Source organism: Paenibacillus sp. FSL M7-1046 (genome assembly GCF_038007405.1).
In the GTDB taxonomy this organism is placed as follows: domain Bacteria; phylum Bacillota; class Bacilli; order Paenibacillales; family Paenibacillaceae; genus Paenibacillus_AQ.
This window is the reverse complement of record NZ_JBBOXB010000001.1, coordinates 7,410,016-7,424,420: the sequence shown is the minus strand read 5'-3', so window position 1 is coordinate 7,424,420 and position 14,405 is coordinate 7,410,016. Positions and strand designations below refer to the sequence as shown.

The following is a 14,405-nucleotide window of genomic DNA, read 5'->3' as shown; positions in this document are numbered from 1 at the left end:
AACAAACTATGTAAATCACGGCTCTGCGGTATAAATGAACCCCGGGCTGCATAAAAGCCCGGGGTTTATTTTGTATCCGATAGCCATCCTTAGGTGATGGAGGCTTCGTAAATATCCTGTGTGGATTTTGCGAGCATAGCATTGAAATCATCGTCCGATAGCTGATCACTGAGCCCTTGCGATAAAGCGCGGGAGAAGCTGGCGATCAGTCCATGATTATGTGCCAGCTTGTCATTGGCTTCAGCCTGGGAATAGCCTCCTGACAAAGCCACGACCCGTACCACATGCGGATCTTCAATCAAATCGCTGTAGAAATTGTCCTCAGTCGGTATGGACAGTTTTAGCATGACCTTTACATCTTTGCCAAGGGCGGTCAATTGAGTGGAGAGCTCATGTTTTAAAAGCTTCTCAGCTTGTCCCTTATCTGCGCTGTGGATATCCACTTCCGGTTCGATGATCGGCACCAGACCATAACCTGCAATTTGCTTAGCAATGATGAACTGCTGCTCGACAACTTTTTGAATGCCTTCGGGATTTGCTTCCTTAATCAGCGAGCGCATCTTGGTCCCGAAGATTTTTTTCTGCACTGCGCGCTTCAGGAGGTCATCCAATCCGGGAATAGGCTTCATGAGCTGAACCCCATTTTCAAGTTCATCCAGACCTTGATCGATTTTCAAAAAAGGCACAATGCCTTTCTCTTCCCAGAGATAATCGGCGGTTAATTGCCCGTCAATGAAACGATCCATCGTGTTCTCAAAAAGAATAGCACCCAAAATGTGCTTGGAATCAAACGCTGAGCTCTTTATAATACGTGTTCTCATTTCGTGAACCCGTTCAAACATCTCTTCTTCATTGGAATAGCGGTCTTCCTGAATACCGTATTGCAGCAGTGCTTTAGGCGTGCTTCCACCGCTTTGATCCAAAGCTGCAATGAAGCCCTTTCCCGTGTGAATCCGGTCCAATTGTTTCGTATTCATGGTCGTTTCCCCTTCCCTTCCATAAAGTGAATGGTAACTGTTTCAATCATGTATAGTTTAGTTAGAATAAACGAACAATGCAAACTAAAGGAAAAGACAGGGAAGCCAATCAAGTATGAGAGGTGAGTTCACATGAGTATTGATTTGATCTGCACGATAGGTCCGGCTAGTTCTTCTCCTGCTGTTCTCAAGGAACTGCTGCTGAGCGGGATGTCGATTGCCCGGCTCAATATGTCGCACGGGAGCCATGAAGAGCATGAGCGGGTAATCGAAGCTTTGCGGGCAGCCGCTGCCGAATCGGGACAGCCCGTGCGGATTATGGGTGACTTGCAGGGACCGAAAATCCGTCTGAAGAACGTAAAAGGGGACGCGATTCGCTTAGATGAGGGCCAAACGTTTTTCCTTGACCAGTCTGATGAACCAGGAAGCCGGGAACGCGCAGCGCTCGATAATCCTGGTGTAATGGAAGATATTTTACAAGGAGCGACTATTTTAATCAACGACGGGGAAGTCAAGCTTGAGGTGACGGACAAGCATCCGTCTAGGATCACTACAAGGGTTATAGTCGGTGGAATGATCGGCAGCCGAAAAGGCGTTAATCTTCCAGGAACGGTACTTCACTTGCCGGCCATTACGGAAAAAGACAAACGGGATCTTCAGTTTCTGCTGGAGCATCATGTGGATTGGATTGCGTGTTCCTTCATCCGTGAGGCGTCGCATTTGGAGGAAATTCGAGAGTATGTAGCTTCACTGGGGAAATATAGTCAACCTGGCCTTATTTCTAAAATCGAAACTATTCATGCCGTGCGTAACTTTCCATCCATCATGGAGGCGTCCGAGGGAATCATGATTGCGCGCGGAGATCTTGGCGTGGAGCTGCCTTTTGAACGTATCCCCTTTATTCAGAAAGCGATTCTTCGCGAGTGCAGCCTGTCGAAGACCTATGTAATTACGGCCACCCAAATGCTGCAGTCCATGGTCGATCATCCGGTTCCGACGCGCGCAGAGGTAACAGATGTCTCTCAGGCCGTAATGGACGGGAGCGATGCCGTGATGCTGTCAGCTGAGAGCTCGGTTGGTCATTATCCTGTGCAGAGCACAAGAGCCCTGAATACAGTAGCCCAATTTGCAGAGAACATGCGGGAGCAAGGGAAAAACGGTTTTTCACTAGAGGAAATTTGCTCCGAGTCCCTATTTGATAATCTGTAAAGGGACACAGATAACCCTATTTCAAGCCGTTGCTTTGGCAAAAATGATGAAGAACAACATCAACTCGCCTAATATAAGATGTGGAGAAGCCGCTATAAATAGGTCCAGGGTAAACAGGGCACAAAGAATGCCGGTTAACAGAGTAATAACGGTGAAGCTGGGTCTAAGATGATTAAATTTGTACTGATAGAGTATGAACATCACGGAAATATAATAGATCAGCACAGAGCCAAAGGCAAAACAAAGCATAAATACGTACTCCAATTGATCTATAAAGAGAAGTTGTATGGAAGCGGCAATCATACTGAGTGAAAAATAAATAAATAAGTGCCCGTATATGAGGCTCTGTCCTGCCGTTTGTTTCGATTTGTCTACGTGCTTCTCCACATTCTCGAAGTATTGCCACCAGATGGCTATCACTAATAGAAAAGCCAGGGCCGCAAAAAAAACAGAAGATCCTGTGAATTTATAGGATTGCAGGACAGACAGCATGCTGACTACCGACTCACCAAGCAGAATCAGGGTGAACAACGCAAATCGTTCTAATAAATGCGCAGTATGAATAGGCGTCTTGACCAAAATCTTTCGTCCGAGCAGAGGTACAATAATGTCCACAGCAATGCCTGCATATAGAAACAAATACCGTACTGAGGAGTCAAAAAAGAGGGAAAAGCAGGAGATAACGATTCCCAGCCCAAAGGAGGCTCCTAAGAAACGGGCTGTTTTTTGCTTATGTGCAGCCTCTGTCTGCGAAGAAAGCACATACTGGACGGCGGTTAAGCTCCTTAAACCGATATATCCGACAAAAAACGGCAAATAATTCGCATCAAAGTCCACATCAAGACTGGCGGTCATGATCAAAACAAAAAACAGCTGCACGATCATAAAGAGCCGTTGCGCATTGCTGTCACGGCCGAATCGGTTGATGTATACGGATTGCCCTACCCAAGCCCACCAAATCGGAACGAAAATCAGGATGAATTTCACCAGATGCTCAACGGAAATACTGTTATGCTCGACATGCAGCAATACATGGGTAGCTTTGGAAACAGCAGCTACAAATAACAAATCGTAAAAAAGCTCTAGCCAAGAAACCTTTTTCTCATGCATTGTTAGGAAGCCCCCTCGGATTCTGCAGAATAGGTATGGAGACTGGTGATGTTTCATCAGAATATATTAGCACACAATTACTTAAAAAATAAGCAAATATTTAGACCCTTTAGCGTATCCGTTATTAGAAGAATCAGCATATGTAATACCGATATAATTCCTTATATACATTGCGGTATCGTAATGAGTTTTTTGCTGTTATGTCGTAAACTATATATACGTGATTTTCGCGTAAACCCGGATGAACCGGTGAAGGTTCTGCGGTTCCCCAATACATATAATACAACCGGGAGATCTATAATTTCGTGACAGGAAGGACTTTTAATTTCACTATGAATACGAAGCCGCTAACAAAAACTGTAACATTCATTGAAGCTCTGGCCATTGTGGTGGGGATGATCATCGGATCGGGGATTTTTCTGAAGCCTGGTATTGTGCTGAATCATGCCGGTACGCCATGGATGAGTATTTTGGCCTGGGGGATTGGAGGAATCATAACGCTGGCCTCGGCGCTGAGCGTGGCGGAAATCGCAGCCGCCATTCCTAAGTCAGGAGGTCTCTATACTTATCTAGGTGAACTGTACGGCGGGGTATTCGGTTATTTGCTGGGTTGGGTGCAGGCTGTAATCTCCTATCCGGCCTCCGTTGCGGCGCTGGCGATAGCGTTTGCCACATACTCCGGATACTTTTTGCCGCTCAATCAATGGCAGCAGAAGCTGCTGGCGGTGTCCATTCTGGCATTCATTCTCCTCATGAACGTCATTGCGACCAAATTCGGCGGTATTATTCAGACGGTTGCGACTGTTGGGAAGCTGATTCCGGTTGCAGGTATCGTAGGAGTAGGTTTATTCTCGGATTTGGCTCCCGGCTTTGGAGGGATTGGAGCTACTGCGACTGGTGCGGGCTTTGGGGCGGCGGTTCTGGGCACCTTATGGGCCTATGACGGTTGGATCAGCGTGACCAATATGGCAGGAGAAATCAAAGATCCGGCCAAGACCCTGCCGAAGGTCATCTCCATTGGTGTGATGTTCGTGATCGCCGTTTATGTGTTGTTCAATATTGCAATTTTCAAGGCGCTGCCTTACGATCAGATCATTTCTTCCCAGACTCCTGGGGCTGATGCAGCCGAGGCTTTGTTTGGCAGCGGCGGCGGGGCTTTCATTACTGCGGGGATTATCGTGTCTGTACTTGGTGCGCTGAATGGGTATTTAATGACCGCGGCGCGGGTGCCTCAGGCAATGGGGGAGAAGAATCAGATTCCTTTTTCCCGGGTACTCCGAAGCATCCATCCCAAGTTCCAGACTCCAGCCAATGCGCTCATTTTTCAAAGTGTGCTGGCGGTCATCTATATTTTCTCGGGAACCTTTAATACGCTGACGGATTTGCTGGTGTTTGTGTTGTGGATTTTCTTTACAATGGGTGTGTTTGGTGTGTTCATCTTGCGTAAAAAACTGCCGCAGGAGAAAGGACGTTACCGTGTGCCACTCTACCCGGTTACCCCTATCTTAGGGGTGGCAGGCGGGATCTATATTCTGGCCAGCACAATTGTGAGTGATCCGCTGCGTTCTCTTGTGGGTATCGGCATTACGCTGGCCGGACTCCCGGTCTACTATGTGCTGTCCCGCAAAAACCGGTAGTTTTAAAATAATGAAAGAACTTGAGTAATAATTTTCTTGACAGAAGAAATATAAAGTTATATGATATTAAAGCGTCTTTTAAAGATGATTTCTTTTTTTGAAAGATTCTAGTCTAGTGGAATTCGAATAATTAGACATCTATTTGGACTCTTAGCTCAGTTGGTAGAGCAGTTGACTCTTAATCAATTGGTCCAGGGTTCGAGTCCCTGAGAGTCCATCACAGAAAAAACGGCAGAGATGCCGTTTTTTCTGCTGTTCGGGTAGTGGAGTGGCTTTTTATTTGGTTTTGAATCGTGGTATAGTTTGGATAGAAAAGACGTACAATGCAAAGAGAGCCGTGCGTCAACACGACTCTCTAGGCAATAGCCGCTTTTAAGGGCGGCGGCTTTAAGGTATTACGGGCAGAGATAGACCGCATCCTTTGCGAGAGGGCGGTCGGCACATACAAAGCGACTCCAAGGGCACTTGCTCTTATCGGACAAGCGAACCAAACACGTCAAATACCGGCGTGTTTTTTTGCGTTTAATTTCGGCGTCGATCATGCTCTAGTTCTTCTTTTATATATTGCATCAAAAGCTTCTTGGAAGAGGAGATATACTCATCATTGCGTGCTTGCAGCAGGCCGACCGGAATGGCGGAATCCTTCAGTTCAACTTGGATTCTCACAACATTTGGCGGTAATGGCGTAGAATCGAGAACGGCTCCTATGGAGGAAGGGATTTGCTGGACGAACCCCGCAATGGCTGAGATTTGACTTACTGTATACAGAAATGGAGTTTCAGTGTAACGGGAAAATTGCTTCGATAACCGCGAATAATATAAACAGGTAGTTCCCCCGGAAATGATTGGATAACCCAGTAATTCCTCAAAAGGGATTCCGTCTCTCCCCACTAACGGGTGGTTGTCCACTGCGATGAAAGAGATACGCTCGTTGTACAGTGGCTCAAAGTGAAACGAAGCCGCCTCGGCAGGTTCTCCGCATAGGGCAAAGTCCAATACATTCTGAAGCAGTGAACGGGACAGGGAGGCTGTGTTCCCGATTACGAAGTGGCAGGATACATTGGGTTTATAGTCGCGGAACCGCTTTAGCGAGTTTGGCAGTACCTGCTCTGTTAACGATTCCAGCCCTCCGATACTTAGAGTGCCGATCTCCTCTTTTTGCAAAGCTTTGGCCTGTTCTGCTACATAGTTCCAATGTTGAATCAGCTTGTCGATCTCTGTTGCAAATATTTGCCCGGCAGCGGTAAGCTCTGAATCCCAGCCTCGTTTGAAAAGCTTGATGCCCAGTTCCTTCTCCAGCCGCTGAACCTGGTTCGTAATCGTAGATTGTGCGTAGTTCAGTTTTGCGGCGGCTTTGGAGAAGTTTCCTTCTTGAAGGATAGTCTGAAATGTAGTGAGTTCCTTTAAGTCCATAGTCTATATCTCCATCGGAAAAATTGAATTTTTATATCATTTAATTCAATTATACAGAATAAGAGGTGGGGAGTACAATAAGGGTAAATCGCTAAAGGAGTGAAGTGAACATGCCATTCGTCAGGGTAAGTTACTTGGAAAATAAATACGATGCGGAGCAATTACCCAATATTAGCCGTGATATCATGAGTGCTCTGGTTGAGCATTTTAACGTACCTGAAGATGATTTTTTTCAAGTATTCCATGCACACAAAGCAAGTGAGTTTTATTATAGTCCAAATTACTTGAACATAGAGCGAACGGATGGACTGCTCTTTATTCAAATCACGCTCAAATCCGGAAGAAGCACGGAGCAAAAAAAGAGTTTTTACAGCAAGTTGGCTCAACAGTTGTCGAACACCCTCCACATCAGGAAAGAAGACGTCTTCGTCGTGCTGGTCGATACGGAATTTGAGGACTGGACGTTTGGCAATGGCATCGCACAAATGATTGAACGTCCATAGAAGGAAAGGAGGGGATTGGAATGAAGCATCGTAAAATTGCATCGAAAGCCCTTGAAACCTTTGGGGAGATTGCCCCAGCGTTTGCCCGCTATTCGGAAGAAGTGCTCTTCGAGGAGGTATGGCGGAGAGAGCAATTATCGCTTCGGGAACGTAGTCTCCTTACGGTATCGGCGCTAGTCGCTGGTGGACTTACCGGGCAGTTGCCCTTTCATATCCGTCTGGCCCGGGAGAACGGTCTATCCGAGGAAGAATTGATCGAAGCGATAACTCATCTCGCTAGAAAGTGATTCCCAAAGTGACAACAATGTAACAAACCCCCTCCTGCTTATCACCTGGATCGAACGACAGGGTTTGCGCTTAACCATACAATTAATGTGTTGGTTGGAACTGCCTGTTCGATCTGACTTGGGTTAAGCCCAAATTTAAGGGAAGCAAGGAGAGGATTTTCGTTGAGTAAGAATAGGAATAACAAAACCCGCCGCACCTCCGGCATGCTGGCCGCTCTGCTGCTGCTGACTCTTGCCGGTGAAGCAAGCGCGTATGCTCAGCCGTCTGAGCCATCGGATCATTTAGCCTCGGTCCAACAAGTTGCCGCACTCAGCAGCGCTGCCCCGGGAGATTTAAAGAACGGGCCCCGTGATGCGAAGGAAGTTGAGGCGTTTCTTGACGCATTTTTTGCCCGGGATGCCATCAAGCAAAAAGCCGGATCGGCTGCGATCTCTGTCGTTCAAGACGGGAAGGTGCTTGTCTCCAAAGGGTATGGCGTAGCTGATAAAACGTCGAAGGCACGGGTAGATGCCAACCTGGGTACCTTCCGGGTCGGCTCTGTTTCCAAAGTATTTACAGCCGCAGCCATTATGCAACTTGTCGATCAAGGGAGAATTTCGCTTCAGGACAACATTGAAAAGTACCTGGATGGTTATAAAGTAACAAATCCCTTCGATACACCGGTAACGATAGAGCATCTGTTGACGCATACGACCGGTTTTGAAGTACGCGAACCTACGGATGCCAGCTATTTATTTGACCCTTCCCAGAAACCGGTTTCTTTAAAAGAAAGCATCTACGATGTGTTCCCCCCTGTTGTTCGCAAGCCGGGAACGTCCTATATGTACGATAATTTTGCTTTCAGGCTGCAAGGATACATTGTGCAGAAGGTAAGCGGAGAATCCTTCGGGAGTTATGTGCAAAAACATCTGTTTAAGCCGCTCGGTATGACTTCAAGCAGCTTTAGCATGACCAAAGATTTGACCCGCCGGCTCGTAACTTCTTATGATGCGGAGGGCAATGCTATTCCGGTGTATGGGTTTTCGCCGAGTGAATGGCCGGAGGGCAGCATGTTATCGACCGCCTCCGATATGGCATTGTTTATGAAAGCTTTTCTGAATGATGGCCGTGCGGCGGACGGTACGGTTATCCTGTCACCTGAATCGGTGAAGGCAATGTCGGCTTACCAGATGGCCATCCATCCGGATTTGCCGGATATGACATATGGCTTTGAATCGCCTGTTCTTCCGGCCAAAACGAAGGGTGAAGCTGTGATCTCCAAAGGTGGCGACATTCTGGGCTATAGTTCGCTGCTATGGATTCTACCTGACCGTAAAACGGGTGTTTTCGTTTCTTACAATACGAATCAGGGTTTGCGTAACGATCTGTTTACCGCTTTTATGAATCATTATTATGCGAGTGGCAAATCGCCGTATGAAGCGAAGGGTTTCAAGGTACAGTCCGCGGAAGACCTTGCCAAGTTTGAAGGCCTGTACTCCGATTTGCGGATTAAACTATTGACCAAAGTCGAAGTGGCAGGAGATGGCACCCTAAGAGTGAGCGATATGCTTAGCCGTCACCAGTTGAAGCAGACCGGTGAGCTGCTGTTCGTTGATGAGGAGGGGAATCCTTTAGCCTTCAAGGCGGATGCCGAGGGCCGTATCCTTTATATGAAATACTCTAATTTATACAGCTATGCGGCCAAAATACCGGAGGATCCAGCCGAATTCCCGGATGTAGCGGCCGATCATCCGTATGCCAGCTACATTCTTAGCTTAAAGTCACTGGGGTTCTTAACGGATGATTTGTCACAGCCATTTGAGCCTACGCAAACGGTCAACCGTGGAGCATTCATCCATACTTTTAACGCGATATGGAGCATCCCTGAATCTTCAAATCCGTCTGTATTCAAGGATACTGAAAATTCTCCCTACCGAAAGGATATTCAAGCCGCTGTCGAGGCCGGTATGCTGAATGGAACAGGGAGCGGAATGTTCGAACCGGACCGTCCGATTCTTCGCGAAGAAGCTGCGGCTATCGTCTGCCGCTTACTTACTGTAACGGGAATTAGGGTGCCGGATTCCACGGCTGTCCTTGCACCGGGCACGTCGAAATGGGCTGCCGATGCTGTCAGCTCTGCGGTCATCTGGAAGCTGCATGGACCGGAGGTGACCGAGTCGAACGGCATGTTCGATTACGGCTCTCAGCGGGCGTTGAACAAGCAGGAACTGGCGGCTCTGCTGTTCACGATGCTGCTTCCGCAATAAGTTCATTCAGTGGGGGGGCGATTCATTTGCCTCCCCTTTTTGTATGGAAGCACGGAATGGTATGATGAAGGAGCAACAGCCGGAAGGGAGTTCGCCGATATGGATTTTAATATATTTATTATCGAAGATGATGAGGCCATTTTTGCTTCCTTAAAGGAACGATTGGAGCAGTGGTCGTTTCATGTCACGGGACCGGAGCGATTTGATGATGTGATGAGCACCTACATTAAAGTGCAGCCCCAGCTGGTCATCATAGATATACAACTTCCAATGTATGATGGTTTTCACTGGTGCCGGGAAATTCGGGCAGTGTCAAAAGTGCCGATTCTCTTTCTATCTTCGCGCGATCATCCGCTGGATATGGTGATGGCGATGAATATGGGGGCGGACGATTATATTCAAAAGCCGTTTCATATAGACGTGCTGCTCGCGCAAATACAAGCGATTCTCCGCCGGACCTATGCTTATAGAGAGGAAGCTGATGACCTTATCGAATGGAACGGCACCATTATTGATATGAAGCGTGGCCTGATCCGCAAGGATGGGCAGGACGTGTTATTGACCAAGAACGAATTTTTTATTCTGGTGGTGCTCGTCAAGGAGAAGGATAAAGTGATTTTACGCCAGGATCTGATCCGCAAGCTGTGGGATGATGAGACCTTCGTCAACGACAATACGCTGACAGCGAACATAACGCGGCTGCGTCAAAAGCTGGCGCTTTTTCAACTGGAAGAAGCGATTGTAACAAAAAAAGGACTTGGATATATGGCGTGTACGTTATGAGCGGGAAACGTTTATTCCTCCGCTATCTGTATGACAGGAAAAGCTGGATTGTGTTTTTCCTGTTCTCATTGTTGTTTGTAGATTTGCTGATCTGGATCGACAATGGCATTTCCATCCGTGGAAATTCGATGCTCTATTTAAACATGCTGCTAATTCTGGCGATGATCGTTTTCCTTGGGTGGCGTTTTCGCAAAGAAACGAGGTATCCGCGAGCGCTGGCAGAACTGGCTGAAGGGATCCACGAGGATTGGATTGAAACCTTGCCGTCAACTTTTTTGTATCAGGAGGAGGCGACGAGCCAGCTCTTACGGGCAGTGGACCACTGGTACTGGCATAAAATATCGAAGAGCCATTCTGCCCGATCTATGGAGCAGGATTATATCGCTGCCTGGGTGCATGAGGTAAAGACGCCGCTGACTGCGGTGAAGTTAATCATAGATGCTAACAGAGACCATCCGGCGATGCGTAAAATCGAATCGGAATGGCTGCGGATTCATTTACTCATCGACCAGCAATTATACATTTCACGTTTGCCGACACTTGAGGCTGATTATGTGTTGGAACAGACGGGAATTCAGCGGCTTGCTGCACTGGAAGTACGTGAGCTTAGCTCCTGGTGTATGGAGAAAAACATAGCTGTTGAGTTTGAAGGCGAAGAGACTTTAGTTAGAACAGACCGCAAATGGTGCCGTTTTATTATCAGGCAAATATTGACGAATGCGGTTAACTATAGCCCGGAGGGCGGAATGATTGTACTGTCAACTACAGTCATAGAGGCTGGGCCTGTCAGATTTACGATTAGAGATGAAGGACCGGGCATCGCCGCACAGGACTTGCCGCGTATCTTCGATAAAGGCTTTACCGGAGGGAACGGCAGACTTCAAAATGCGGCAACTGGACTGGGACTCTATTTAGCTCAAACTGTCGCGGACAAAATCGGGATTAGGTTAACGGTAGAGTCGGAGCCCCAATCAGGAACGGCCATGCAGATGACCTTCACCGCGGTCAATGCGTTCGAATCTGTCCGGACTTCAATATGATAATATTGTCACGTAGAACCTCCTGCTTGTCATCTGATACGGGCGACGGGCATGGCCTGTTTCTCTAAAATGAAGGTTATATCAGAGTGGAGGCTACCTGAGGCTATGGAGATGAATCAAAACAATGGGCTGAGAACCGTACTGCATGCGCAGGAAGTCCGTAAATCATTTGGTGTCAGGGGAAATGTTCAGCAGGTGCTGAAGGGCATCAACCTGCGTGTAGTGGAAGGTGAGTTTGTCGGAATCATGGGGCCGTCCGGGTCGGGGAAGTCGACTTTGATCAAAGTGTTGGCGACCATTGATAAAGCGACGGAAGGGAAAATTCTCGTCGAAGATACGGACGTCTCGATTATGAAAAACACCGAATTGTCTGCTTTTCGGCGCAGGAAGCTGGGCTTCATCTTTCAGGATTACAATTTACTTGATACGTTGACTGTAAAAGAGAATATCCTGCTGCCCCTTTCCCTCGATAAGATGAAGAAAGCAGCGGTGGAGGCTGATTTTCAGGCCATGGCTGCAGATCTCGGCATCGGGGAGATTGCCCATAAATATCCGAATGAAATTTCCGGGGGGCAGCGGCAACGGACGTCTGCTGCACGCGCATTAATCCACCGGCCCTCCATCGTATTTGCGGATGAGCCGACTGGTGCTTTGGATTCGAAGGCGGCCTCCTCTCTATTGGGAATGCTGGAGGAGCTTAACGGGCAGCACAATATTACCATTATGATGGTGACTCATGATCCTGTGGCCTCGAGCTATTGCAGCCGCGTCGTGTTTTTGAAGGACGGAATGCTGTATTCCGAATTGTACCGAGGCAGCAAGACACGGCAAGCTTTCTTTAAAGATATATTGAATGTGCAGGCCGTGCTCGGGGGTGATCATATTGACACTGTTTGAGTTGATTATCCGTAGTGTGCGGAAAAATATTAAAAATTACTACTTATATTATTTTGCACTAATTTTCAGTACAGCCCTTTATTTCGTGTTCGCCACATTGCAGAATGACTCATCGGTAATGGCAGCATCATTCGGCGAGATTCCATTTACTTTGGTGTTTGATGTGGCCGGAATTTTGGTGCTCACGATTGTGGTTGTATTCATGATCTACGCGAACAGCATTTTTCTGAAACGCCGCAGCAAGGAAATCGGGCTGTATCAGCTGGTGGGGCTGACGCACAGCGCGGTAGCAAGGTTGCTCATCACGGAGAGTGCACTGCTGGGGATGGGGGCGCTCCTGATCGGAATAGTTGGGGGAGCGCTTGTGGCGCGGATTTTTATGCTTATTCTGATGAAACTGATCGGTATAGAAAGCGTTGTAACCCTCTCTTTCTCGAGTGGAGCCGCCTTGCAGACCGTCATCGTATTTACTGTGCTTATCGGCCTTACCATGGTACAAATGCTGTTCAAGGTTTACCGCTCAACGCTGCTCGATCTATTCAAGTTGGACAAGCAGGGCGATTATCCGCAAGAGCCGAAGACTGTTCTGTCCGCTTTGATGGGGCTGCTTGGGATTGGACTGATCGTTACGGGCTATCTGCTCTCCAGCCAAACCCTCGGCCAGAATCTGTTCCAGCAGGTGCTTGTGATTCTTGCCTCGACTATACTTGGGACCTATTTGCTGTTTCGTGTGACGATAGGCTGGCTGTTCTTCCGGATACGAAAGGGGAAGGATGGACAGCTCGGGCTAAAAAACAGTTTGTCGCTAGCCCCGATCATGCATCGCATGAAGGGGAATGCGAACTCGCTCACCCTGATTACCATTCTATCTGCGATGACGCTGACGATGGTAGCCATCTCTTATTCGCTGTACTATTCGGCAGAGAGTGAGTCTAGAGCAATGCTGCCTTACGACTTTATCTTTGCCAATAATGAGCGGGCTGCGAAGTCATTTCGAGTTGAGCTGGAGAAGGCCGGAATTGCGTTTGCTTATCAACCGGTTGAGGCTGTCCGGCTGCCTGGCACGATCGGTATAGGGCAAGGGGACGGACGCAGCCTGTTGTTGCTCGCGGCAGAACAATTGCAGGCAAGCGGTGCAGACATTATTGTCCCAAGACAGGGTGAGGCCGTCTGGTACACTGGCCTCAAGAAGGCGCTAAGCAAGCAGCCGTTTCCGGTTACTTTTCCACAAACTGTTGATTTCGGGGAAAGTGGGGTTCACGCCAACATACAATTAACACGGGGAAATGATCGCTATGCCATGAATTTCAGCTTACACGGTCATCAGCTTGTGATGTCGCTGGACTCGATAAGGGCTATTCGTGAGCAAATACCATCTTCGCCTGCATATGAAGCCATTGTCATCGACACCTACCAGATTGCGGATAAGAATGAGCGTGCAGCGGCAGCTGGCATCTATGCGAAATATGTCAAGGAAGAGGGTGGCAATCCCGATTTCGATAGCTTTTATAAAGGGTCGCTCCGGAAATTCGGGCTGATCATTTTCATAGCAGGTTTTCTTGGCCTGATCTTCCTGATCTCCACGGGCAGTATTCTGTATTTCAAGCAGATGACAGAGGCGGAGCAGGAGAGGGATAGCTATACGATTCTGTGGCAGCTCGGATTCGGAGAGCGTGAGATCATGGGCGGCATTATCCGCAAGCAGATGTTTGTATTCGCGATACCGCTTGCGATCGGGCTTTTGCATTCCATCTTCGCCGTAAAAGCGGCTTCTGCGCTGTCCTTATCCAACCTCACCTTCCCGGCAGCTATTGCCATGTCGGTATATACGCTCATCTATTTTCTGTTCGCTGTGCTCACTGTTGTTTATTATCGCCGGATTGTGAGGATGTCTCAGCATCAAGGCTGCTAAGTTGTGCGAGCTCCTGACATTACATCCACTATTTTTTTGAAAATTGGACAAAATTTAGGTAGATTGATGAACCGAAACCGGTTTATAATAGGTTCATACAAGATGTTTGCGCTTACATAACTTCCTGTGAAACTATCCCTGTAACGAAGACAACAGGCGTTTATATACGAAACCGGTTGGAATAACAATAATGTGGGCCGATTAGACTGCCCCCCCTCCAAAGGCGTCGGCACCTATACAGTGTGGAAAACACGTATTTATGCTCTGGCTATTCCGGGTTTCAAATGTGCGGAGCGCGCGCCGTGCATTGAAATAAGAGAAAATAAGTGAGGTGATATTACTGGGCTGATCATGGGTAGACTGTTACCGTCTGTTTTCCTGCGTCCTATT

General features: G+C 47.8%; 12 protein-coding genes and 1 tRNA gene. 10 read left to right on the top strand and 3 right to left on the bottom strand.

Annotated features, from left to right (window positions below; genetic code table 11):
* Positions 1–89 precede the first annotated feature (89 nt).
* The gene (locus tag NYE29_RS33345) at positions 90–977 is read right to left on the bottom strand and encodes a fructose bisphosphate aldolase (RefSeq protein WP_340899380.1); all 888 of its coding nucleotides are present in this window, start codon (positions 975–977) and stop codon (positions 90–92) included.
* Between the two features lie 132 nt (positions 978–1,109).
* On the opposite strand from NYE29_RS33345, the gene pyk reads away from it, so the two are divergent.
* Complete coding sequence (gene pyk / locus NYE29_RS33340; protein WP_340899377.1) at positions 1,110–2,186, top strand: pyruvate kinase; 1,077 nt, start codon at positions 1,110–1,112, stop codon at positions 2,184–2,186.
* Positions 2,187–2,207: 21 nt separating this feature from the next.
* On the opposite strand, the gene NYE29_RS33335 is transcribed toward pyk, so the two are convergent.
* Complete coding sequence (locus NYE29_RS33335; RefSeq protein ID WP_340899375.1) at positions 2,208–3,296, bottom strand: low temperature requirement protein A; 1,089 nt, start codon at positions 3,294–3,296, stop codon at positions 2,208–2,210.
* Between the two features lie 305 nt (positions 3,297–3,601).
* On the opposite strand from NYE29_RS33335, the gene NYE29_RS33330 reads away from it, so the two are divergent.
* Complete coding sequence (locus tag NYE29_RS33330) at positions 3,602–4,933, top strand: APC family permease (protein WP_256718097.1); 1,332 nt, start codon at positions 3,602–3,604, stop codon at positions 4,931–4,933.
* Positions 4,934–5,077: 144 nt separating this feature from the next.
* Positions 5,078–5,150, top strand: a tRNA-Lys gene (locus tag NYE29_RS33325).
* Between the two features lie 305 nt (positions 5,151–5,455).
* On the opposite strand, the gene NYE29_RS33320 is transcribed toward NYE29_RS33325, so the two are convergent.
* Positions 5,456–6,346 (bottom strand): LysR family transcriptional regulator, encoded by an 891-nt coding sequence (locus tag NYE29_RS33320; protein WP_340899374.1) that lies wholly within the window; start codon positions 6,344–6,346, stop codon positions 5,456–5,458.
* Between the two features lie 110 nt (positions 6,347–6,456).
* Between NYE29_RS33320 and NYE29_RS33315 the strand changes: the two genes are divergently transcribed.
* The 7 genes from NYE29_RS33315 to NYE29_RS33285 all read left to right on the top strand — a co-directional run bounded on the left by NYE29_RS33315 (position 6,457) and on the right by NYE29_RS33285 (position 14,015).
* Complete coding sequence (locus NYE29_RS33315) at positions 6,457–6,849, top strand: tautomerase family protein (RefSeq protein ID WP_076110579.1); 393 nt, start codon at positions 6,457–6,459, stop codon at positions 6,847–6,849.
* A gap of 20 nt (positions 6,850–6,869) precedes the next feature.
* Positions 6,870–7,136 carry a carboxymuconolactone decarboxylase family protein gene (locus NYE29_RS33310; RefSeq protein ID WP_076110578.1) on the top strand — a complete coding sequence of 89 codons (267 nt, stop codon included), beginning with the start codon at positions 6,870–6,872 and terminating at the stop codon, positions 7,134–7,136.
* A 162-nt stretch (positions 7,137–7,298) separates the two neighbouring features.
* Entirely contained in the window at positions 7,299–9,383 is a 2,085-nt protein-coding gene (locus tag NYE29_RS33305; RefSeq protein ID WP_076110577.1) for a serine hydrolase, read from the top strand.
* Between the two features lie 99 nt (positions 9,384–9,482).
* Entirely contained in the window at positions 9,483–10,166 is a 684-nt protein-coding gene (locus NYE29_RS33300) for a response regulator transcription factor (RefSeq protein WP_038599269.1), read from the top strand.
* Complete coding sequence (locus NYE29_RS33295) at positions 10,163–11,206, top strand: sensor histidine kinase (protein WP_076110576.1); 1,044 nt, start codon at positions 10,163–10,165, stop codon at positions 11,204–11,206. Before NYE29_RS33300 ends, NYE29_RS33295 begins: the two co-directional genes overlap by 4 nt.
* Positions 11,207–11,317: 111 nt before the next feature.
* Positions 11,318–12,103, top strand: a complete 786-nt coding sequence (locus tag NYE29_RS33290) for an ABC transporter ATP-binding protein (protein WP_038589163.1) — start codon at positions 11,318–11,320, stop codon at positions 12,101–12,103.
* Positions 12,090–14,015 carry an FtsX-like permease family protein gene (locus tag NYE29_RS33285; protein WP_076110575.1) on the top strand — a complete coding sequence of 642 codons (1,926 nt, stop codon included), beginning with the start codon at positions 12,090–12,092 and terminating at the stop codon, positions 14,013–14,015. The genes NYE29_RS33290 and NYE29_RS33285 overlap by 14 nt, the downstream gene beginning before the upstream one ends.
* Positions 14,016–14,405: the final 390 nt, after the last annotated feature.

Bases quoted from the DNA above. Each gene is read 5' to 3' on its own strand.
- NYE29_RS33345 (WP_340899380.1), bottom strand. From the start codon at position 977: ATGAATACGAAACAATTGGACCGGATTCACACGGGAAAGGGCTTCATT.
- pyk (WP_340899377.1), top strand. From the start codon at position 1,110: ATGAGTATTGATTTGATCTGCACGATAGGTCCGGCTAGTTCTTCTCCT.
- NYE29_RS33335 (WP_340899375.1), bottom strand. From the start codon at position 3,296: ATGCATGAGAAAAAGGTTTCTTGGCTAGAGCTTTTTTACGATTTGTTA.
- NYE29_RS33320 (WP_340899374.1), bottom strand. From the start codon at position 6,346: ATGGACTTAAAGGAACTCACTACATTTCAGACTATCCTTCAAGAAGGA.
- NYE29_RS33315 (WP_076110579.1), top strand. From the start codon at position 6,457: ATGCCATTCGTCAGGGTAAGTTACTTGGAAAATAAATACGATGCGGAG.
- NYE29_RS33310 (WP_076110578.1), top strand. From the start codon at position 6,870: ATGAAGCATCGTAAAATTGCATCGAAAGCCCTTGAAACCTTTGGGGAG.
- NYE29_RS33300 (WP_038599269.1), top strand. From the start codon at position 9,483: ATGGATTTTAATATATTTATTATCGAAGATGATGAGGCCATTTTTGCT.
- NYE29_RS33295 (WP_076110576.1), top strand. From the start codon at position 10,163: ATGAGCGGGAAACGTTTATTCCTCCGCTATCTGTATGACAGGAAAAGC.
- NYE29_RS33290 (WP_038589163.1), top strand. From the start codon at position 11,318: ATGAATCAAAACAATGGGCTGAGAACCGTACTGCATGCGCAGGAAGTC.